General features: G+C 59.1%; 24 protein-coding genes. 10 read left to right on the plus strand and 14 right to left on the minus strand.

The features are described 5' to 3' along the window. Nucleotides 1-155: 155 nt before the first annotated feature. Nucleotides 156-989, plus strand: a complete 834-nt coding sequence (locus tag K290_RS0101655; protein WP_028750257.1) for an SMP-30/gluconolactonase/LRE family protein — start codon at nt 156-158, stop codon at nt 987-989. Between the two features lie 18 nt (nt 990-1,007). On the opposite strand, the gene K290_RS0101660 is transcribed toward K290_RS0101655, so the two are convergent. Continuing rightward, entirely contained in the window at nt 1,008-1,700 is a 693-nt protein-coding gene (locus K290_RS0101660; protein WP_028750258.1) for a GntR family transcriptional regulator, read from the minus strand. Nucleotides 1,701-1,830: 130 nt separating this feature from the next. On the opposite strand from K290_RS0101660, the gene K290_RS0101665 reads away from it, so the two are divergent. From K290_RS0101665 to K290_RS0101690, 6 genes are all read left to right on the plus strand, one after another. Further along, nucleotides 1,831-2,835, plus strand: a complete 1,005-nt coding sequence (locus K290_RS0101665; RefSeq protein ID WP_028750259.1) for an ABC transporter substrate-binding protein — start codon at nt 1,831-1,833, stop codon at nt 2,833-2,835. Nucleotides 2,836-2,891: 56 nt separating this feature from the next. Next, the gene (locus tag K290_RS0101670; protein ID WP_028750260.1) at nt 2,892-3,707 is read left to right on the plus strand and encodes an ABC transporter ATP-binding protein; all 816 of its coding nucleotides are present in this window, start codon (nt 2,892-2,894) and stop codon (nt 3,705-3,707) included. A 3-nt stretch (nt 3,708-3,710) separates the two neighbouring features. Continuing rightward, the gene (locus K290_RS0101675; protein ID WP_028750261.1) at nt 3,711-4,574 is read left to right on the plus strand and encodes an ABC transporter permease; all 864 of its coding nucleotides are present in this window, start codon (nt 3,711-3,713) and stop codon (nt 4,572-4,574) included. A gap of 53 nt (nt 4,575-4,627) precedes the next feature. Beyond that, on the plus strand, nt 4,628-6,364 hold the full coding sequence (gene araD, locus K290_RS0101680) for an L-arabinonate dehydratase (RefSeq protein WP_028750262.1): 1,737 nt from the start codon (nt 4,628-4,630) through the stop codon (nt 6,362-6,364). A 16-nt stretch (nt 6,365-6,380) separates the two neighbouring features. Then, complete coding sequence (locus tag K290_RS0101685; RefSeq protein ID WP_028750263.1) at nt 6,381-7,106, plus strand: ribonuclease activity regulator RraA; 726 nt, start codon at nt 6,381-6,383, stop codon at nt 7,104-7,106. A 321-nt stretch (nt 7,107-7,427) separates the two neighbouring features. Beyond that, nucleotides 7,428-7,847 (plus strand): GlcG/HbpS family heme-binding protein, encoded by a 420-nt coding sequence (locus K290_RS0101690; RefSeq protein WP_028750264.1) that lies wholly within the window; start codon nt 7,428-7,430, stop codon nt 7,845-7,847. Between the two features lie 13 nt (nt 7,848-7,860). Here the strand turns inward: K290_RS0101690 and K290_RS0101695 are convergent, their stop codons facing one another. The 6 genes from K290_RS0101695 to K290_RS0101720 all read right to left on the minus strand — a co-directional run bounded on the left by K290_RS0101695 (nt 7,861) and on the right by K290_RS0101720 (nt 12,630). Further along, entirely contained in the window at nt 7,861-9,063 is a 1,203-nt protein-coding gene (locus K290_RS0101695; protein WP_028750265.1) for an aminotransferase class V-fold PLP-dependent enzyme, read from the minus strand. A 13-nt stretch (nt 9,064-9,076) separates the two neighbouring features. Continuing rightward, a complete protein-coding gene (locus K290_RS0101700; protein WP_028750266.1) occupies nt 9,077-9,538 on the minus strand; it encodes a RidA family protein in 462 nt (153 codons plus the stop codon). A gap of 20 nt (nt 9,539-9,558) precedes the next feature. Beyond that, nucleotides 9,559-10,353, minus strand: a complete 795-nt coding sequence (locus K290_RS0101705) for an amino acid ABC transporter ATP-binding protein (protein ID WP_028750267.1) — start codon at nt 10,351-10,353, stop codon at nt 9,559-9,561. Between the two features lie 5 nt (nt 10,354-10,358). Continuing rightward, the gene (locus K290_RS0101710) at nt 10,359-11,006 is read right to left on the minus strand and encodes an amino acid ABC transporter permease (RefSeq protein ID WP_028750268.1); all 648 of its coding nucleotides are present in this window, start codon (nt 11,004-11,006) and stop codon (nt 10,359-10,361) included. A gap of 1 nt (nt 11,007) precedes the next feature. Beyond that, nucleotides 11,008-11,673, minus strand: a complete 666-nt coding sequence (locus tag K290_RS0101715) for an amino acid ABC transporter permease (RefSeq protein ID WP_028750269.1) — start codon at nt 11,671-11,673, stop codon at nt 11,008-11,010. Nucleotides 11,674-11,754: 81 nt separating this feature from the next. Further along, on the minus strand, nt 11,755-12,630 hold the full coding sequence (locus K290_RS0101720; RefSeq protein WP_037134635.1) for a transporter substrate-binding domain-containing protein: 876 nt from the start codon (nt 12,628-12,630) through the stop codon (nt 11,755-11,757). Nucleotides 12,631-12,782: 152 nt separating this feature from the next. Between K290_RS0101720 and K290_RS0101725 the strand changes: the two genes are divergently transcribed. After that, nucleotides 12,783-13,589: an IclR family transcriptional regulator gene (locus K290_RS0101725; protein WP_028750271.1), complete on the plus strand. Its 807-nt coding sequence runs from the start codon at nt 12,783-12,785 to the stop codon at nt 13,587-13,589. Nucleotides 13,590-13,604: 15 nt separating this feature from the next. Here K290_RS0101725 and K290_RS0101730 read toward each other — a convergent pair whose 3' ends face one another. The 3 genes from K290_RS0101730 to K290_RS0101740 all read right to left on the minus strand — a co-directional run bounded on the left by K290_RS0101730 (nt 13,605) and on the right by K290_RS0101740 (nt 16,328). After that, nucleotides 13,605-14,204, minus strand: a complete 600-nt coding sequence (locus tag K290_RS0101730; RefSeq protein WP_028750272.1) for a DUF922 domain-containing Zn-dependent protease — start codon at nt 14,202-14,204, stop codon at nt 13,605-13,607. Nucleotides 14,205-14,299: 95 nt separating this feature from the next. Then, nucleotides 14,300-14,836: a recombination regulator RecX gene (gene recX, locus K290_RS0101735; RefSeq protein ID WP_028750273.1), complete on the minus strand. Its 537-nt coding sequence runs from the start codon at nt 14,834-14,836 to the stop codon at nt 14,300-14,302. 82 nt (nt 14,837-14,918) lie between these two features. After that, nucleotides 14,919-16,328 (minus strand): mannitol dehydrogenase family protein, encoded by a 1,410-nt coding sequence (locus tag K290_RS0101740; RefSeq protein WP_028750274.1) that lies wholly within the window; start codon nt 16,326-16,328, stop codon nt 14,919-14,921. Nucleotides 16,329-16,698: 370 nt separating this feature from the next. Between K290_RS0101740 and K290_RS0101745 the strand changes: the two genes are divergently transcribed. Further along, complete coding sequence (locus K290_RS0101745) at nt 16,699-17,730, plus strand: aldo/keto reductase (protein ID WP_028750275.1); 1,032 nt, start codon at nt 16,699-16,701, stop codon at nt 17,728-17,730. Nucleotides 17,731-17,862: 132 nt separating this feature from the next. Here the strand turns inward: K290_RS0101745 and K290_RS0101750 are convergent, their stop codons facing one another. Next, the gene (locus K290_RS0101750; RefSeq protein WP_028750276.1) at nt 17,863-18,696 is read right to left on the minus strand and encodes an alpha/beta fold hydrolase; all 834 of its coding nucleotides are present in this window, start codon (nt 18,694-18,696) and stop codon (nt 17,863-17,865) included. Between the two features lie 285 nt (nt 18,697-18,981). Between K290_RS0101750 and K290_RS0101755 the strand changes: the two genes are divergently transcribed. Beyond that, the gene (locus K290_RS0101755; RefSeq protein ID WP_028750277.1) at nt 18,982-19,422 is read left to right on the plus strand and encodes a MarR family winged helix-turn-helix transcriptional regulator; all 441 of its coding nucleotides are present in this window, start codon (nt 18,982-18,984) and stop codon (nt 19,420-19,422) included. A gap of 21 nt (nt 19,423-19,443) precedes the next feature. Here K290_RS0101755 and K290_RS33645 read toward each other — a convergent pair whose 3' ends face one another. From K290_RS33645 to K290_RS0101770, 3 genes are all read right to left on the minus strand, one after another. Beyond that, nucleotides 19,444-19,869: a DUF4142 domain-containing protein gene (locus K290_RS33645; protein ID WP_051263906.1), complete on the minus strand. Its 426-nt coding sequence runs from the start codon at nt 19,867-19,869 to the stop codon at nt 19,444-19,446. 180 nt (nt 19,870-20,049) lie between these two features. Beyond that, nucleotides 20,050-20,280, minus strand: coding sequence for a hypothetical protein (locus tag K290_RS0101765; RefSeq protein WP_028750278.1), 231 nt, complete (start codon nt 20,278-20,280; stop codon nt 20,050-20,052). 133 nt (nt 20,281-20,413) lie between these two features. Continuing rightward, the gene (locus K290_RS0101770) at nt 20,414-20,731 is read right to left on the minus strand and encodes a DUF982 domain-containing protein (protein WP_028750279.1); all 318 of its coding nucleotides are present in this window, start codon (nt 20,729-20,731) and stop codon (nt 20,414-20,416) included. Nucleotides 20,732-20,742 lie beyond the last annotated feature (11 nt).

Here is a 20,742-nt window from a genome sequence, read left to right on the forward strand (position 1 = left end):
CCGTCGAAGCCAATGCAGCCGTTCGGCGACTCCATATTTCTCAACAAGGCTACCTGTCATATCAGGACTTGAATTCAGCAAATGATCTGGTGGATAGCTCGATATCCGGCGATAAGGTGGAAGCCCGACGGCAACGTGCGCGAGCAAGAGGCAAGATGACACCGGCATTCGAAGTATTCTCGGACCGACGCGGCTTGCTCGGCGAAAGCCCGGTCTGGTCGGAGGATGGCAAGTCTCTGTGGTGGGTCGATACCGATGGCTGCCGCCTGCTGCGGAGCGATGCGGCCTCGGGCGGAACTGAGTTCTGGCATGCCCCGGAGGCTGTCGGCTGTATCGCCATGCGGCCGGACGGGATGCTGCTGGCAGGCCTCGCCAGCGGCATTTTTCTCTTCGATCCTGCAAGCGGACGTTTCGACACGGCCTGCTCGCCGGAAAGCCGCAGGGATGTTCGCTTCAACGACGGCGCAGTCGATCCGGCGGGCCGCTTCTGGGCTGGCACCATGCACCTTAACCTGACCGAACCGACGGGAGCAATTTTCTGTGTGGAAACCGATCTTGGCCATCGCCGTGTCTTCGACGGCCTGTGGGTACCCAACGGGCTCGCCTTCGATCCCGCTCGCAACCGCATGTATTTCTCGGATTCCCATCCCACCGTGCAAACCATCTGGGTCTGCGACTATGATCTTGCAACGGGAACGCCAAGCAATCGCCGCGTCTTTGCGACGACGCATGATTTCGCCGGCCGGCCCGACGGCGCCTTCATCGATGAGGACGGCATCTACTGGATTGCCGGCGTCGGTGGATCGCAGCTTCTCCGCTTCGCACCGTCAGGCAAAGCGCTGGAGCCGATCCCCTTTCCCGTAACGCATCCGACGAAGATCATCATGGACAAAGCCAATCCGCGCTCCGTTTTCGTCACCACGAGGCGGACTGCCGCAGAGGATGAAACGCACTCCTCCGGACATGTGCTGCGCGCGATTTTGCCGTAGCGGCAACTGGATAGCTGCCTACCGGCTGACGTAATCCGGATATTTTTCGCAAATGAGATCGATGATCGACAGTGTGCCGGAAAGGTGCTTGCGAAGCGCTGCAACTGCCTCTTCCGCCTTTCCTGACTGGACAGCATCAACGATGGCATGGTGATCGGCGATGACCTGCTGCTGTTTGCCCGGCATCGGTAGGTTCAGCATGCGAAGCCGATCGAGATGAACGCTCTGGCGCCGGACGGTCGCCCAAAGCCCCAGGATACCAGCCCTTTCGAAGAGAACGCGGTGGAAATCCTTGTCGAGAGCATCGAAGAGATCGTAGGTCTCGGGTGAAGCCACATGCTCCTGCCGCACCAGCACATGCCGCAAGGCAGCCGCCGTTTCCTCGGGTGATTCGGCCGTCAGCCGCCGGACGGCCTCCAGCTCGATCGACAATCTCAGGAAGTGCGCTTCGACGGCATTACCGATATCGATTCTCGCGACGACGGTGGCATATTGCGGGTAGACCTCGACGAGCCCCTCTTCCTCCAGCCTGATCAAGGCGTCGCGAACCGGCGTCTGGCTGACGTTGAATTCGCTTTGAAGCGAAATGCGCGACAGAACGGTGGTGGGCGGCAAACTCATTGAAAGAATACGCGATCTCAGGATTTCCAGGATCTGCGGCGCAACCTGGCGGGACCGATCCAAGGCGAATTCTTTCGGGTTTAGTTTCACTGGCTACCTTCCTGATCCAGAGCGTCAGATCATAAACCATAAATTAAGGCTTGATGCACTGATACATTAGTGCTTTAGTCAATTTAAGTAAACGCGATATCACGGGTTTGCGCAGTTTTGGGAGGACATAATGAGAAGATTTCTTCGCGGCATGACCACGGCCGCCATGTTGCTGGCCGGGGCTTTTTCGGCCACCGCCGCCGAAAAAACCGACATTTCGATCACGCGCCAGCCGGGCATTCTTTATCTCGTCAGCCACGTCATGGAGACGCAGAAGCTTATCGAGAAACGCGCCGAGGCTGATGGCCTGCCGGGCGTCAAGGTCGAATGGCGCACCTTTAGCGGCGGTGGCGCGCAAACCGATGCGCTGCTTGCCGGCAGCGTCGACATCGTCAATACCGGCACCGGCAATCTGCTGCTGCTCTGGGATCGCACCAGAGGCAAGGTCAAAGGCATTGTCACGAACTCCGCGCAGCCGGTTATCATGATCTCGCGCGATCCGCGCATCAAATCTCTGAAGGACATCCAGCCAGGCGACAAGATTGCCGTGCCGACGGTCGGCGTTTCGACGCAGGCCATCCTGCTGCAGATGGCAGCCGCTCAGATGTATGGTGACGATCAGGTCCACAAGTTCGATGCCAACACGGTGCAGCTCGGTCATCCCGACGCGATGGCAGCGCTCGCAAACCAGAACCATGAAGTGAAGAGCCATTTCTCGGCTCCGCCCTTTCAATATCTGGAACTCAAGCAGCCGAACGTTCATGAGGTCGTCAATTCGCGCGACATCATCGGCGGCGAGCTGACCCAAGGCACCTTCTTCACGACAACACAATTCGCCAGCGCCAATCCCACGATCATCAAGGCCGTGCGGGAAGCAACGGCTGAGGCGATCGATGTGATCAAGAAAGACCCGAAGACTGCGGTCGAGGCCTACAAGACGGTCAGCGGCGACAAGACCAGCGTCGACGATCTCCTGGCGATCCTCAATCAGCCGCACATGATGGAATTCCGCATGGATCCGCAGGGAACCATGAAATTTGCAACGCACCTCTACAAGATCGGGACCTTGAAGAAGATGCCCAAGGCCTGGACCGACTATTATCTGCCCGAAGCGGCGGATCTGAATGGCAATTGAAGCCTGTTGGCGGCGCCAATACCGCCGCCTTCAGCTATCTCACGTGGAGGAGCCTTATGCTTCAGGCAAAAATTGCAGCCGATGCCCCGCCGACTGACATGGCCGTGGTCAAACCGCTCTTGAACGTCGACAAGGTGACGCTTCGCTACAAGACACCGAACCTTTTGATCACCGCCACCGAGGAGGTCAGCTTTTCGGTAGCCCAGTCCGATCGCTTCGTACTCCTCGGGCCGTCGGGTTGCGGAAAATCGACATTGCTGAAGGCGATCGGCGGCTATCTGGCGCCGACGGCGGGGCGCATTGAAATCAAGGGGCAACCAGTCAAGAAGCCGGGTGCCGATCGCATGATGGTTTTTCAGGAATTCGATCAGCTCCTGCCATGGAAGACGGTCCTTGAAAACGTCATGTTTCCGCTGACGACCGCTCGCCGGCTGCCTCGCGCGGAAGCCGAAGCGATAGCCCGCGACTATATCGAGAAGGTCAAGCTCACCCGTGCCGTCGATACCTATCCGCACATGCTCTCAGGCGGCATGAAGCAGCGTGTGGCGATCGCCCGTGGCATGGCCATGCAGCCGGATATCCTGCTGATGGACGAACCCTTTGCGGCACTCGATGCGCTGACCCGGCGGCAGATGCAGGACGAGCTTCTGCAGCTTTGGGAGGATACGCGTTTCACAGTCATCTTCGTCACGCATTCGATCGCCGAGGCGATCAAGATCTCCAACCGCATCCTGCTGCTTTCACCGCATCCCGGCCGTGTCAAGGCCGAGATCCGCAATGTCGAAGCAGTCCGCCACGACGCCGCGGCTGCCGCCAAGCTGGAGCAGGAAATCCATCACATGCTGTTTGCCGAAGCAGGACATAGGGAATAGGCCATGAACGCACCGCAGATCATCTTCGCGGCCGAGAGGGCCGAACCCGCAGGCCACATCGCGGCGGTCGAGCAGAAGCTCGGGGCCATCGAACTTCTTTGGCAATCAAGCCTCTTCCGCAAATCACTACTGATCGTCATCCTTGCCGTCATCTGGGAGACCTATGCGCGGCATCTCGACAATCCGCTGCTTTTCCCGACGCTCAGCGACACGCTGACGGCACTCTATGATCGCTTTGCGGATGGCGTGCTGCCCGAACGCATCTGGACGACGTTGAAGATTTTGGTCACAGGCTATGTGACGGGGACGGTGCTCGCCGCCATCCTGACCGTCGTTGCGATCAACACGCGTATTGGCACCGATTTTCTCGAGACGATGACGGCGATGTTCAATCCGCTGCCAGCAATCTCGCTGCTGCCGCTGGCTCTCATCTGGTTCGGTCTCGGACCCGCGAGCCTCGTCTTCGTGCTCGTGCATTCCGTGCTCTGGGCGGTTGCCCTCAACACCCATGCCGGCTTTCTCGGCGTTTCGCGCACGCTGCGCATGGTAGGGGCCAACTACGGACTGACTGGACTCTCCTATGTGTTTCGCATTCTCATCCCCGCCGCATTCCCGTCCATCCTGACCGGCCTGAAGATCGGCTGGGCCTTTTCCTGGCGCACGTTGATCGCCGCCGAACTGGTCTTCGGCGTTTCCTCCGGTCAAGGCGGACTTGGATGGTTCATCTTCGAAAACCGCAATCTTCTCGACATCCCGTCGGTCTTCGCAGGCCTGCTGACGGTTATCGTCATCGGCCTCATCGTCGAGAACCTGGTTTTCCAAACGATCGAGCGTCGAACCCTGCAGAAATGGGGCATGAAGGAGTGATGCGCTCACGCGAATTCATCTCTTCTAATAGTTGAATATAAGGTTGTAAGACAATGAATGCCAAAAGGAAATCGGCGGAATTGCGTAGCGCTAGATGGTTCGCGCCCGACGACCTCAGAAGTTCCGGACATCGTTCGCGCACCATGCAGATGGGCTATGCGCCGGAGGAATGGGCGGGCAAGCCCGTCATCGCCATTCTCAACACCTGGTCCGACGCCAATCCCTGCCACGCCCATTTCAAGCACCGGGTCGAAGACGTGAAACGCGGCATCCTTCAGGCCGGCGGCTTTCCTCTCGAACTGCCGGCGCTGTCGCTGTCTGAAAGCTATGTCAAACCCACGACCATGCTCTATCGCAACATGCTGGCGATGGAGGCGGAAGAACTGCTGCGTTCGCATCCGGTCGACGGTGCTGTGCTGATGGGCGGTTGCGACAAGACCACGCCTGGCCTTGTCATGGGTGCGCTCAGCATGGGCCTGCCGATGATCTACCTGCCCGCAGGCCCGATGCTGCGCGGCAATTTTCGCGGCGAATATCTGGGCTCCGGCTCCGATGCCTGGAAGTTCTGGGACGAGCGCCGCGTGGGCGCTATTTCGGAGAAGGAATGGGTCGAAGTCGAGGCCGGCATTGCCCGGTCCTATGGCCACTGCATGACGATGGGCACGGCGAGCACGATGACGGCGATTGCCGAGGCATTGGGCCTGACCTTGCCCGGAGCGAGTTCTATCCCGGCCGCCGACTCCAACCACATCCGTATGTCTTCCGCCGTCGGCCGCCGCATTGTCGAGATGGTCTGGGAGGACCTTGTCCCCGCAAAGATCGTCACGGCTGCCGCCGTCGGCAACGCCGTCACCGTGGCAATGGCGACCGGCTGTTCGACCAACGCGGTCGTGCATCTGATCGCAATGGCGCGCCGCGCCGGCGTCGACCTTACGCTCGACGATCTCGACATGGCCGGCCGGACGACACCGGTGCTCGCCAATATCCGGCCGACGGGCAAGACCTATCTCATGGAGGATTTCTACTATGCCGGCGGCCTGCGGGCACTGATGGTAAAGCTTGCCTCCAAGCTCGATCTCTCTGCGCTGACCGTTTCCGGCGTCACACTTGGCGAAACCCTGGAGGGCGCAAAGTGCTACAATGACGACGTCATCCGCTCGCTCGACAATCCCGTCTATTACGAGGGCTCCCTCGCGGTCGTGAAGGGCAATCTCGCGCCCACCGGAGCCGTCATCAAGCCGGCTGCCTGCGATCCACGCTTCCACAAGCATCAGGGACCGGCCCTGGTGTTCGACAGCTATCCGGAGATGAAAGCGGCGGTGGATGACGAAAATCTCGACATCACGCCCGATCACGTCATGGTGCTGCGCGGCGCCGGCCCGCACGGCGGTCCCGGCATGCCGGAATGGGGCATGCTGCCGATACCCAAGGCACTGCTGAAGCAGGGCCATCGCGACATGCTACGGCTATCCGACGCCCGCATGAGCGGCACGAGCTACGGCGCCTGCATCCTGCACGTCTCTCCGGAATCGCATGTCGGCGGCCCGCTGGCGCTGTTGAAGAACGGCGACATTGTTCGCCTTGATCTCGAAGCACGGCGGATCGATATGCTCGTGGATGAGGACGAATTGCAGCGCCGGCGCGAAGCCTGGGTTAAGCCGCCCGAAAAATTCGGCCGCGGCTACGGCTGGATGTTCGCCCGCCACGTGGCGCAAGCCGACACGGGCTGCGATTTCGATTTCCTGGAAACCGGTTTCGGCCCGACGCCGGGCGAACCCGATATTTATTGACCGCAAAGGACATATCATGAGCAGTTACGTGCTGAGCAGCGAGACCCGCAACAAGCTGATGGGCGTTGCCACGCCGACCATCGCCACAGCGCTTTTCAAGCGCGGCCTTCGCAACCAATTCATCCAGGATGTCCGCCCCGTGGCGCCGAAGAAGGCGAACATGGTCGGCCAAGCCTTCACGCTGCGCTACATCCCCGCGCGCGAAGACCTGAACACGCTCGAAGTTTTCCGCAACCCAGAGCATCCGCAGCGCGCGGCAGTCGAAAAATGCCCGCCCGGCGCCATCCTAGTCATGGACAGCCGCAAGGATGCACGCGCGGCTTCGGCTGGCTCGATCCTGATATCGCGGCTGCAGGTGCGCGGCGTTGCCGGCGTCGTGACCGATGGCGGCTTCCGTGACAGCCCGGAAATCGCCAATCTCGATATCCCTGCCTATCATCATCGCCCGTCCGCGCCGACAAACCTGACGCTGCACCAGGCCATCGAAATGAACGTGCCGATCGGCTGCGGCGATGTCGCGGTTTTCCCAGGCGATATTCTCGTCGGCGACAATGAGGGCGTGATCGTTATCCCGGCCCACCTCGCCGACGAAATCGCCGATGAGACTGTCGAAATGACTGCTTACGAGGATTTCGTCACTGAAGAAGTCCTGAACGGCGCGACCATCATCGGACTTTACCCGGCCACCAGCGACGCACCGAAGGTCAAGTTCGCCGAGTGGCGCAAGCAGAAAGGCCGCTGATCGGCGCCTTCGCCGCTATGGTACCAAAATCCCGTCACCTATAATGGCGATGGGATTTATATCCCGATAAAATATCTTGATAACAATAGCTTACGCTTCCAAGCTCATTCCGTTTAGGAAGAGGCTGTCATTGGCGGAGCAAAAAATTCAGCGCCTTTACCGCGTTCCAAGTCGCGTACATCTCGGTCCGAAGCCAACAACGACCTCGGCGGCACTTCACCAACTCGTCTCTGGGCGTTGCCAACTATGAGAAGGCCGGTCTATTCAGACGGCATGGCCTATGTTTGCCATAAAAATTTGATAGTTAAGGATTGCCAGCCCATGTCCATTACACGCGAAACCTTGGTCTTGTCTCATGCCGGCGCAATGCAGGCTCTCGCGGCCGCGATAGCCCATGCCGAGAAGATGGGCATCCCGCAATGTGTCTTCATTGTCGACGCCAGCGGCGAGACCATCGCAAGCATCCGGATGGATGGCGCAAAATCTCTGAGCATGCATACGGCCCGCGCCAAGGCGCGCACGGCCGCCTCCATCAACGCGCCGACCGGCGCCATCTCCTTCGAATCCGCCACGGCTGCCGGCATCGCTTCGCAGGGCGGTGTCACACATCTGCCGGGCGGATTGCCCATTCGTTTCGGCGGCAGGCTTGCCGGCGCGATCGGCGTAGGATCGGGCACGGGCGATCAGGATTTCGAGGTCGCTCGCGCCGCACTTGCTGCGATTGGAGCCGATGCCGTTTAAGGCAAGCCTCTTCTCAGTCCGGCCAGTTGCGAACGTTGCGTGTCGACTTCTGCGGCACCAGCATCGCGTCGGCCGGCCTTTCCTTCGCCGACAATAGCGAATGAAACTCACGCGTCACGGTCTCGGCTTCCCCCGGATGTAGATTGCAGGGATCGAGGAAGAAGTGGCCGCGTTCGACCTCATGATTACGGACAATGATCGGTATCTGTGCGCGGGCAAGGGCGGCGGCAAGCCCCGCCGCCGTAAAGCCGCTCTCCGGACGCACATTGACCTCCAACCTGTCCAGGGGATTGTTGGTCGGATCGGGAACGATGAGGGCTTCGATCCCCGCAAACCCCTCCAGCGTGTTTTTCCATAGATCCAGCGCAGCGCGCTCGCGGCGGCGAATGCCGTCATGATCGCGATGCTCCCACGCCTCCAGCGCCGCCATGACACCGGCGATGCTTTCCTTGCCGACTTTCATGCCGCGGCCGATCCCGCGGTTCTGCAGAAAAGTAGCCCGCACCAGGTCCTTACGTCCCGCGACAATGCCGGTGGTCGGGCCGCCCAGAAACTTGTGTCCGCTGTAGACGACGATATCCGCGCCCTGCTGCAGGAAGGTCCGCAGATCGTATTCGGATGCAGCATCGACGATAACCGGGACGTTTTTGGCATGGCAGATGGCGACGAACTCCGGCAAGGACAGCATGCCGTATTGCACCGTATGGTGGGAGACCACGTAGAGGGCGGCCGCCGTGCGGTCATTGATTGCGTCGGCGACGTGATAGTCGTTGACGGCACTGACGGTGCCGGCCGCAATCACCTTGCCGCCGGCGAGCCGCACCGCCTGATCGATATTGCCGCCGAAGCTGACCATATGGCCGATCTGCACGATGACTTCCGTCTTCAGCCCCTCAGTGCGGTCCGGAAGGTTCTCGATCGCCAAGAGATTGTCGCCGGTGATTGCAGCCGCCAGCGACAGGCTGATGCCGCTCGCGCAGGAGGCGGTGACAAAACCGGCTTCGCTGCCCGTGAGACGCGCAATCACCTCGCTCGCCCGCCGGTGCAGATCGTCCATCTCGACAAATTGCGAGGCAATTTCGCTCATCGCCTTGATGGCCTCTGGTACGATGATCGACGCACCCAAGGCAGTCATCGTGCCGGAGACATTGATAATGGGCCGGAGATTAAGCCGTTCTCTGATCGGCTGTTCGGAGCCTTTGGTGGTCGCAACCATAAGATCGTGCCTTCTAGCTGTGAATTTCGATAATCGCTTCGATTTCGACGGTGATATTGTTCGGCAGCGAACCGACGCCGATTGCCGAGCGTGCGTGCATGCCGATATCGCCGAAGACGTCGACGAACAAATCCGAACAGCCGTTGATGACCTTCGGGTGTTCGGTAAATTCCGGCGTCGCGTTCACGAAGCCCAATAGTTTCACAATCTGCTTGACTTGGGCGAGATCGCCGATGCTATCAGACAGCGCCGATAGAAGATTGAGCCCCGTCAGCCGCGCATGCTGGTAAGCCGTTGCGACATCCACATCCTGCCCAACCTTGCCCGTGCGGAGCGTGCCATCGGCATCGAGAGGCCCCTGTCCCGAGATGAACAGCAGCGCACCGCAGCGGACGACATTGCGGAAATTGCCGATTGGTGTTGGCGGTGTGAAGAGCTCCAGCCCCAGAGCCTTCAACCGATCATGAGGCGTCATCTCCATACTCCCGTTCGATCTCACACAGCCGGGGCCGCATGGAAGCGGGACAGGAAAGCCTTCAGCCGTTCATTCTCCGCCACAAGCGCCGGAAGGTCCTTCGGTGCGCCCTCAGCAGAGACTTTTCCATCGGCCATGAAGACGATGCGGTTGCTGGCGTCCCTCGCAAAGGCGATCTCATGGGTGACCATCAGCATCGTCATCCCCTCCTCCGCCAATTGCCGGACAACGTCGAGAACTTCGTTCACCAATTCCGGATCGAGCGCCGAGGTGATTTCGTCGAGCAGCAGGATCTTGGGGTCCATGGCCACGGCACGCGCGATGCCGACGCGTTGCTGCTGACCACCAGACAGTTCCGACGGAAGATTATTGATACGGTGTCCGAGGCCGACGCGATTGAGCCAATGTTCGGCTATCTCCCGCGCCTCCTTCTTCGGCTTGCCGCGGACCTTCTGAAGGCCGAGCATCACATTTTCCGCGGCGGTCAGATGCGGAAAGAGGTTGAAGCTCTGAAAGACCATGCCGGTTTCCGCGCGCATGCGCGCAAGGTCCCTCTCGCCGCGACGCTGCTGATTGGTGCCGTCGCGATAGCCGACTTCCGCGCCGTCGATCTGGATCGAGCCGCTGTCGTAGCTTTCGAGAAAGTTCACGCAGCGTAAAAGAGTCGTCTTGCCGCTGCCCGAAGGGCCGATGACCGAGACCACCTCACCTTTGGCGACATCCATATCGATGGATTGCAGAACCTGCACGGCTCCGAACGCCTTGGCGACATTGCGTATTCTGAGGAGCGGCGTGGCCGATTGCGTGTTGTTCATGACGGTCATTCCCTGATGTAGGAGTAGCGGCGCTCCATTCTCCGGCTCAGGCTGGAGAGACTGTAGTTGATCGCGAAATAGATGAAGGCCCCGAGAAGGTAGAGCGGCATGGCCTCATAGGTTCGGCCGATCACTTCATTGATCGACTGCATGAGGTCGACGATGCCGAGAAGCGAGATCAGAGCACTTCCCTTCACCGCATCGGTCACGCCATTGATCCACGGCGGCAGAAAGCGGCGGGTCGCCTGCGGGAAGATGACATATTGCAGCCGCTGAACAAAGGTCAGGCCGATGGACATGCCGGCTTCCATCTGTCCCCTCGGAATGGAGAGAACGGCACCGCGCACATATTCGACCACCTGCGCCGATTTGAACAACGTCAACGCGACGACACCGGCCCAGAAAGCGACGATGTGCAGACCGAGCGCCGGAAATCCGTAATAGACGATGAAGATAAGAACGAGGATCGGAATGCCGCGGATGCAATCGCTGAAGAAGCGCACGAGGAGCTTGACTGGCCACGGACCATAGATCAACCCGACGCCAAAGATGATGCCGATGCAAAGTGAAAGCGCAACGACGATCGCGGAGACCCAAAGCGTGATCAGCAGGCCTTTCAGGAGAAACGGCAGAGCATAGAGAACCGCAGCCATTCTAGCGCTCCACCCTGAAATGACCTTCCAGCCGGCGAAGGCCGAACAGGATGAGATAGCCCGTAACGAGATACATCAGGGTCGTGATGATATAGACCTCGACGATGCGGAACGTATTGAAATTGATCCATTGCGCCCCGTATGTGAGCTCGGGAACGGCAATGACCGAGGCGACCGACGTATCCTTGAACAAGGAGATGAAGGTGTTGGAAAGCGCCGGGAGGGTAATGCGCGTCATCGTCGGCAGACGGACGTAAAGGAGACGCTGCAGCGGCGTCAGCCCGATCGCCTTGCCGGCATCGATCTGGCCGCGCGGCACAGCTTCGAGGCCGGACCGGAATACCTCGACGAGATAGGCACCGGCATAGACCGAGAGGGTAATGACGAATGACGTCGTCGCGCTGTAGGCAATGCTCACTGCAGTCGGAAGTCCATAAAAGACGAGATAGACGAGCAGGATCAACGGTACGTTGCGGATGAATTCGACATAGGCGGCGATGAAGCTGCGAACGACTTTGCCCGCCGATACGTACCAAATGGCGAGGACAAGCCCGATCAGGGCACCGATGGCGATGGAAATGACGGCAAGCTCGAGACTGAGCAGAAGCCCGCCCCACAGCTTGTCGATATGTCGCCAGATAAGATTGAAATTCAGGTGATAGCCCATACCGGCTGCCGTCTCCTGCTATGCGATCGATGTCTGCTGCGGAGCCAGCGCAAGCCACAGGCCGCGCTGGCTCCGTTCAGATCAGATGGCGGGAAAACCCGGTTTGCGCACGGGCGCGTCCAAGCCGAAATATTGCTTGAAAGCGGCGTCGTAGAGCGCTGATTCATGGCCGAACATGGCGGTCGTAAACGTCGTGTTGACGAAATACAGCCAGTCGAGATCGCTCTGGCGGACGGCAGCGCCATAAAGCATGGCATTCCACTGCTTGCCGGCGTCGAAATAACGATCGGGCGTTCGCGACGCGAGCCAGCGTACCGTCGACAGATCGACTGCGGCCGCGTCGACACGCTTTGCTTCCAATGCCTGGATGACGTTTGCCTGCGTGTCGATCTGCATGACCTGCGCGTCCGGCAGAACGAGGTGAACGGTCTTTTCGGCATCCACGTTCTGGAGAATGGAAACGCGCGTGTTGGCGCCGCCGGCCAAGAGCTTGTCAAAAGTCTTGTTGTCGGCGTCGGGACGGGTCAGCAGGGCGACACCTTCGACATAATAGGGCCGGGAGAAATTGATGAGCTGCGCACGCTGCGCCGACATCGTCATGAACTGGATGGTAATGTCGACCTTGCCGGTGACGATGTTCGGAATGCGCTGCTGCGCATCCTGCTTGACGAATTCGACCTTGGTTTCATCATCGAACAGGCCCTTGGCAAGAATACGGCCCATGGTGATGTCCATGCCTACCAGCTCGCCGGCATCGTTCTCGAAATGCCAGGGAGCATTGGTGCTGCCGGTGCCGACGATCAGATGGCCGCGATCCAGCACCGTGCGCAACAGGCTGTCGCTGGCTGCCTGAGCTGCCGCCTCTTCGCTGCTGGCCATTAGGCCAACTGCGGTACCGACCGCCAGGCCACCCAGGCCCAGCTTCAAAAAATCACGACGCTGCGAAATATCGTTCATGTTAGCCTCCGCGTTTAAGATAAAGTTCCCGTTAGCAAGCTTGTTTTTCAAGCCTTTGTCTTGTATATAAGACACGTTTCTTATATTTAAGACGATATACCGATTTTGGCGCTGGCGCAATGCCAGAGCGGCAGCAATGGAGTATTTTTGGCATGGCTTCGAACGACGAAAGTGCGCGGAAGACCCGCGAAGCCCACGGACCTCGCGAACGCGGTATCGATAGAGTATTGAAATTGCTCGCTTATTTGAACAGGGCCGGGCAACCGGTGCGCCTAGCCGACTTGCCGAAAGCGATCGACGCGCCGCGATCGACTATCTACGATCTCGTTGGTATTCTCTCGGACGCTGGTATTCTGGAGACAAATGGCAGCGATAACAGGGTTTATTTCGGCAAGCTGCTCTATCTCTACGGCACGCGCTACCTGCAGGAAAACGATATCATTATCCGCGGCAGGGAAGCCGTCGAGCGGCTTTCGAAACAGACGGGAGAAACGAGCGAGCTCTGCGTGCGCCACAGGAACAAGCAGGCGATCGTCCATGCCGCCCCGGGCTCCCGCCCCCTCCGCATCAGCTCCGAGATCGGATCGCAGGTGCCGATCCCCTGGACGGCATCGGGACGGTTGCTGCTGTCACATCTTTCCAAGGACGAAATCGGCAGGTTGCTGGAGGAAGGCGACTTGACCCTTCCCGATGGACGCTCGGTCGACCTTGAGGATTTTGCGCGCGAATGCAGCGAGGCCGGGAAAAAGAAACTGATCGTCACAACAGGCCTGATCAACAGCTTCACACAGTGTATGGCCGCGCCCATCTGGAATTCGAACGGCATCGTTGAAGCGACGATCTGTTTCGTCCTGCCGATCGACGTATCCGAGGATCATAAGACGGCTCTGGGGGCTGAGCTCGTTCGTACCGCCGAAGCCCTTTCGATCGGCAACAGCTATCTGGCGGCGGCACAATAGGCCGGTAGCAGGCGTCTACTGCTCCCTCACCAGTCCAAGGACGAGCTGCTGGAGATTGCCGCCGTCGCTGAGTTCGATTTTATCAAAATCCCGGGCTCGCTGCCGCTGCTTGTTCGAAATCTCGGACAAACGCTTCGTTAGATCGCTCCTGATCTTGCGGCAATCGGGATCGTCGGCCGCGGTCAGGCCAACACTCGCGGTTTCGATCTCCTTCACCATGTCCTTGATCATGTCGCCGTGCACGAGTTCGTGCTTGTGCACGCCGGCGATAAAGGTTTCCCAACTTCTCCTTGTCGAGACGGTCAACTGTTCCGCCGGCTTGGGCAAGGTGTAGGTGATGGTGAGCTTCGGCTGCGCTGAAACCAGCACGCAGGCATCTCCCTGCGGCTCATATTTCCGCGTCCAGGTCAGTTTGAAGCCCGTATGTGCGATAGCGCGCGCTTTGCCTCCCATCTCGGGACCTCGCGCACCGATCGATTCATAAAGCTCTGCGCCCGATTTCCCGGCTATGGCGTAGGTCTTCACCTTTTCGACGGCCTGCCATTGCGCATGCGCAACTATCGGCAATGAGGCGAGGCCGGCCGTCAGCAAACAAAATCGAACGACTGCCCTCATGCAAATCTCCGCAAACCACGCTCCAATGCGCGCGAAACTATCGGGTGCAGGTTCCGCTTTCAATCGGACCATGAGAATTCGAACCACTTGTCTTGCTAGAAAACCGATGAGGAATGCAGGAGGTCTTCGGCTTCCTCTCGGCTCATATGGAAAATTGTCTTGCCGATCTCAAAGCCGAATCCATTGCGAGCGAATGCGGATAGCTCTTTTGTCTTTCGCTTCTCATCGAGCTCGCCTCTTCGAAAGGGCCCGAAGCTACGTTTGCGGGCAAAGATGATCGCCGCGAACAAATCGTTCGTAGCATCCAAAGCCGCGACCACCGTATCGCTCTCTATGCCTTTGGAAGCGAGTTTATAGGCGATGGCCTTCCTTGATTTGCCGGACCGCACCGCGGACCGCGTGCTGATCTCGGCATAGGCAACATCGTTGAGAGCCTGCTGGTCGTAAGCGAACTTGACCGCGAAATCAGCGACGGCCTTGATCTGCGTGTCGCTGATGCCTTCGAACTTCTGTTTCGCTTTTCTCGCAATCGCGTCGAACAACTGCTTCTCGGTCATCATCTTGCGTTCAAGACGATAGATTGTCGAATTGCGTGCCCAGGCCAGCATTCGGGGTGTGGGAGTTTGGTCCATGGACAGAAGATGTTCGGAATCAGAAAACGGAGAGGCCAAGAGTCTTTACGGCACGCGCTCCGTTTTCGCAATGAAACGCCTTCTAACGAAGAGATTTCAACAGTGAATTCACCCGGTCTCTCCACGCCCTGTTCGCCTGCAATTCCCTGGGGAAAAGCCCCGGAATAGCAAAGAAAGAAGCTGTTTCGTCGCCCGCCTGCCCCGCATCTGCCGCAGCTTTCAACAGTTCCCCGGAGCGCGGATCGTCGAGAGTATCGGCCTGCCTGATAAAGGCTATCCAGACGGCCGTTGCGAAGGCGAATTCCGCTCCGTCGCTTCCCGAAGAAAGGGCATCGACGGCAGGTTGGAAGAGGCGCTGCGGAAGTTTCTGCGAGCCATCCATCGCAATCTGCAGTGTGCGATGCGCAATGGCGGGATTGGCGAACCGCTCCACAAGCTGATCCATATAGCGGGCAAGATCGATGCCGGGCACGGGATCGAGCGTGCGAACCGCCGCCTGCATGTGCCGCCGCACCAATGCGACATTCTCCGCCACACCCATGACGTCGCGGACGAATTCAAGCTTCTGTAACTGCCCGAGATAGGCGATCAGCGAGTGCGAACCGTTCAGCAGCCGCAGCTTCATTTTCTCGTAGGGCTCGACATCCTTGACGAAGAGCGCGCCACCCGCTTCCCACGCGGGGCGATCCGAAACGAAATCATCCTCTATCACCCATTGCGAAAAGGTTTCCGCCTCGATCGACAGCCTGTCCTCCACTCCCAACAGCCTTTCGGCACGGGCGCGGGTTTCCGCCGTTGCAGCCGGAACGATGCGATCCACCATGCTGCAGGGAAAGGACACGTTTTCCGCGATCCAGGCAGCAAGCGCGGGATCCCGCATTTCGGCCATCTCGATCACGAGACGGCGGACGATGCGGCCATTGCTCGGCAGGTTGTCGCAGCAAAGCACGGTGAACGGCCGCTGCCCTCCGTCCCGCCGCCGGGCAAGCCCTTCGGTCAGATAGCCGATTGCGCCCGTCGGTCGGGTCGGCGATTTCAGATCGCTAGCGATTGCGGGATGAGCGTGATCAAGCCCGCCGCCGACGGGATCGATGCCATAAGCCTTTTCGCTGACGGTCAGCGTGACGACATGGACAGCCGGATCGGCAAGCCTCGCGAGGACGGCCTCCCCATCTTCGCTGGCCGCAATCGCCTCGATGATCGAGCCCACAACCCCTATGCTGTCGCCGGAGCGGTCACGCGCAACAACGCTGTAAAGGCAATCCTGCGCCTGCATATCATGGGCGATCTCCCTCGACCGGAGGCTGACGCCGACAATGCCCCAGTTTCCAAAGGCATGCGCCAGCGCCGCGTCCGTGTAAACCGCCTGGTGCGCGCGATGGAAGGCGCCAAGACCGATATGAACGATGCCCGGCCTCAGCGCCTGCCTGTCATAAGCAGGAGAGTGGATCGAATCATGGAGTTGCGTGCGGGCAGTCAATCGTTCCATCAGTGGGCCAATCCATATTGGGAATGCGACAAAGAGCGGTCGACGCGAGGCCTTCAACCGGTTGATGGCAGGATAGCCCGGCTCGGCCCCGCGCGCCAAGTCATTCAAGATTTCCTGGCCGTGATCAAGCCTTATGATCTGAACCCCCTCGGCTTTCCACCAGGAGCTGTGCAGCTTATTTTGCAAATTCACTTGGTCACGGCAGCATGATTGGTTATGGTTCCGCCACGGCCGCTGTGCTGGAGCGCGGGGCGCCGAACGTCATCCAGTGGCCGGAGGCCATCTCAAGCACGACATCGCTATAGATCACGGGCTCTCGCTCCGTCGGCCGCTTTGCGGATCGGGTGCAGGTGCTCCACTAGAGGAGGCAGGAATGGATTATCGCAAACTTGGCCCCAGCGGGGCGGTCGTCACGGCATATTGCCTTGGCACCATGACCTTCGGCGCGGAGGCCGACGAAGCGGCATCTCACAGATTGCTGGACGACTATTTCGCCTGGGGCGGTAATTTCATCGACACGGCCGATGTTTACAGCGCCGGCAGATCGGAGGAGATCATCGGCCGTTGGCTCAAAGCTCGGCCGATCGAGGCGCGGCAGGCAGTCATCGCCACCAAGGGACGCTTCCCGATGGGCAACGGGCCGAACGATGTCGGTCTGTCGCGCCGGCATCTCAACCAGGCTCTGGATGACTCGCTGCGGCGCCTCGACGTCGAACATATCGACCTCTACCAGATGCATGCGTGGGACGCGCTGACGCCGGTCGAAGAGACGCTGCGTTTCCTCGACGATGCCGTCTGCGCCGGCAAGATCGGCTATTACGGTTTTTCGAATTATCTCGGCTGGCACATCGCCAAGGCCGTCGAAATCGCCAAGGCGCGCGGCTATACGCGGCCGGTTACTCTTCAGCCGCAATACAACCTGCTTGCCCGCGATATCGAGCTTGAAATCGTTGCGGCCTGCCAGGATGCGGGCATGGGTTTGTTGCCCTGGTCACCGCTCGGCGGCGGCTGGCTGACCGGCAAGTATAAACGTGACCAGATGCCGACCGGCGCAACCCGCCTCGGTGAAAACCCCAACCGCGGTAGCGAATCCTACGCGGCGCGCAATGCGCAGGAACGGACCTGGGCAATCATCACGGTCGTTGAGGAAATCGCCAAGGCACGTGGCGTCAGCATGGCGCAGGTGGCACTCGCCTGGACGGCAGCGCGGCCCGCCGTGACCTCCGTCATCCTCGGCGCCCGCACGCCGCGGCAGCTTGCCGACAATCTCGGGGCGGCGGAACTGACACTGTCAGAAGCGGAGATGAACAGGCTCAACGAAGTGAGCGCACCGCAGCCGTCCGAATATCCCTACGGCAAGGGCGGCGCCAACCAGCGTCATCGCAAAATCGAAGGCGGCCGGTAATATGGCGGCGGCCGCAGGAGCGTTGCTTCTTCGCGGCATTTTTGCGGGGCTGCATAGAATGTATGAGCCCGCCATCATCGGGCTCATGGAACGCCCGCCTGCCGGCGGGCGTTCTATATTTGTGGGGGATCGTTACGCCTTGAAGAAGGCAAGCAGGTCGGCATTGATGACGTCTGCATGGGTGGTGGCCATGCCGTGCGGGAAGCCCTTGTAGACCTTCAATGTCGCGTTCTTGAGCAGCTTGGAAGAGAGAAGCGCCGAATCCGCGATCGGCACGATCTGGTCGTCGTCGCCGTGCATCACCAGCACGGGCACATCGATCTTCTTCAAATCCGCAGTGAAATCGGTTTCCGAGAAAGCCTTGATGCAATCATAGTGAGCTTTGGCGCCGCCCATCATCCCCTGACGCCACCAATTATCGATGATCCCTTCAGAGACGGTCGCGCCCGGACGATTGAAGCCGTAGAACGGACCGGCCGGAATATCGTGGAAGAACTGGGCGCGGTTTGCGGCAAGCGCGGCGCGGAAGCCGTCGAACACTTCGATCGGCAAACCACCGGGATTTTTCTCGGATTTGACCATGATCGGCGGGACCGCGCCGATCAGCACCGCCTTGGAAACCCGACCGTTACCGCCGTATTGGGCCACATAGCGAGCGACTTCACCGCCGCCCGTCGAATGGCCGACGTGAATAGCGCCCTTCAGGTCCAGATGGGCCGTCAGCGCTGCAACATCGGCGGCATAGGTGTCCATTTCGTTGCCGGTCGCCGTCTGGCTCGATCGGCCGTGGCCACGACGATCATGGGCAATGACGCGGAAACCCTGGTTCAGGAAAAACAGCATCTGCGCATCCCAGTCATCGGCGCTCAGCGGCCAACCGTGATGAAAGACGATCGGCTGACCGGTGCCCCAGTCCTTGTAGAAGATCTGCACTCCGTCCTTGGTCGTAATCGTGCTGCTGCTCATGATGTCCTTACCTTTCGAAGACTGTTTTACGGGAGAGGCTTGTGCGGTTTGAGCGAAGGGCATGACAGCCGCCGCAGCGGCCAGGCCGAGTCCGGCCGTCATGACACCTCGGCGCGTAGCTTGATTGATCGACTGGCTCATTTCAATCTCCATTAATTTAATATCGCACGATTTATTATTGCGATATCGACATGCCTAACGCTATTTTGGATCGTTGTCTACAAAAAATTATCGCGATATCATTTTTCGTGATAAAGGAGTGGCGAGCACAATTGGAAGATATCCATGTCTGAACCCAAACCGGTCGCCTTAGACGATCAGCTTTGTTTTTCGCTATATTCGGCAAGCATAGCCATCAACCGCATGTACAAACCGATGCTGGACTCGATGGGCATAACCTATCCGCAATACCTGGTTTTATGTACGTTGGGCGAGAATGATGGGCTGACGGTCGGCGCGATTGCCGTTCGGCTCGCACTGGAATCGAGCACAATTACGCCCCCGGTGCAGCGTCTGGAACAAGCGGGCCATGTCGAGCGCCGACGCAGTAAGGTCGATGAACGCCAAGTCCATGTTTGGCTGACGGGACAAGGCCGCGAGCTGTTTACGCGCAGCCGCTGTCTTGGCGAAACCTTGATGGAGCGCTCGGGCATGATGCCTGCGCAGTTGGAAGCATTAAATGAGCAGGTCCGGGAACTGCGCGACATGCTCGCTGGAGAGCAATAGCTGCCGCACGATCCAGTGTGTTCAACGTCCCGACAGAGATTGCGCGAGTTCGAGATGCTTCTGCAATGTCGGCAAAGTTTTGGCGGCAAGTTCGGGAACCTGCCTGTTGCCCTCGCCAGCCTTCTCCTTGAATTCGGAGATAGCCTTCTCGTGGTCCGTCACCATGAAGCTCACGAACTCCTTGTCAAACTCGGAGCCGGCCAAATGCTGCAGCTTCTCGAGCTCTTGTTGCGCATCTCCCGCAATGCCTTCGGAAACATTCACTTCAAGGTCTGCCGCGAGTGTGGTGGCTTCGTCCTTCGCTTTGCGATGACCGGTGACCAGTGTCTGCCCGAATGAGCGCACGACATCGCTTCCGCCTTTTTCAGCCGCCAACTGACCAAGCGTGATTTCCGCATTATCGCCTTTGATCGCGTCGCTTAAAAACTGCTTGTCGCTTTTTGCCATTGCCGATGAGGCTGCCAGGCAGCCGATTATTATCGTTGCACTCGCTAGGATTATTTTGGTTTGCCTCGCCACACCTCGTGTTTCAACGATCCGGCACTATCCACTTGAGCGGCGTTTCTTCGCGCTTAATAAGCGAGGACGAGATATGATCGCGCTCTCGGTACGGCGCGGCCACGAAACCTACATCGCCGGCACGAACTTCCAAAACACGCCCTCATAGCGTTCCGGATAATATTTGAACTCGCATTCGAAGCGGCGGCCATAGGCTTCCGCATTATCGAGGGCCGCTTTGCTGACCGGGTTCATCCCGGTACCTGGAGCAAACCAGTCTTCCAGCAGGTCCTCGGGCACATAGGCACCGATCCTGAGCGGCAGCTTTCTCAGCACATCGTCCATCTCTTCGGGAGGCATCGTCTTCTCCAACCTGTAACGTCGATGATATCGAACATCGCCAACCGGAGAGATTTGCTCCGCTCGTTAGGCGCTTGACAGCTCTACCTATGCCGCGGCGCGCGAACCCCGCCCTCAGGCAGAGCCGTCTTGTTTAAATTCTATTGTAGCGCACTGCCCGCGAAAATCCGGAGGCCGGCTGCGGTATCGCCTTGCGAGACGAAATAACCGCCGGCATATCACTTTCCAGGCAAGCGGCGACAAACGCCTCACGCGCAATCATCGAAGGTATGACGCCATTCAACGCTCCGCGGCATGTCTTGACGGCGCGCTCGTACCGCTCTCCGTGCCGGACCGGCCACTCGTTTTCGAGGAAATCCAGTGCATCATACGCGCCGGAGAAACTCCGCTCCAGACCAGATTGCAACCGAATGGTGACGGGCCGTATCCAGGGAACATTGTTGTTTAGCATTTTCTTCCTCC

Source organism: Rhizobium leucaenae USDA 9039 (genome assembly GCF_000426285.1).
GTDB classification, from domain to species: Bacteria; Pseudomonadota; Alphaproteobacteria; order Rhizobiales; family Rhizobiaceae; genus Rhizobium; species Rhizobium leucaenae.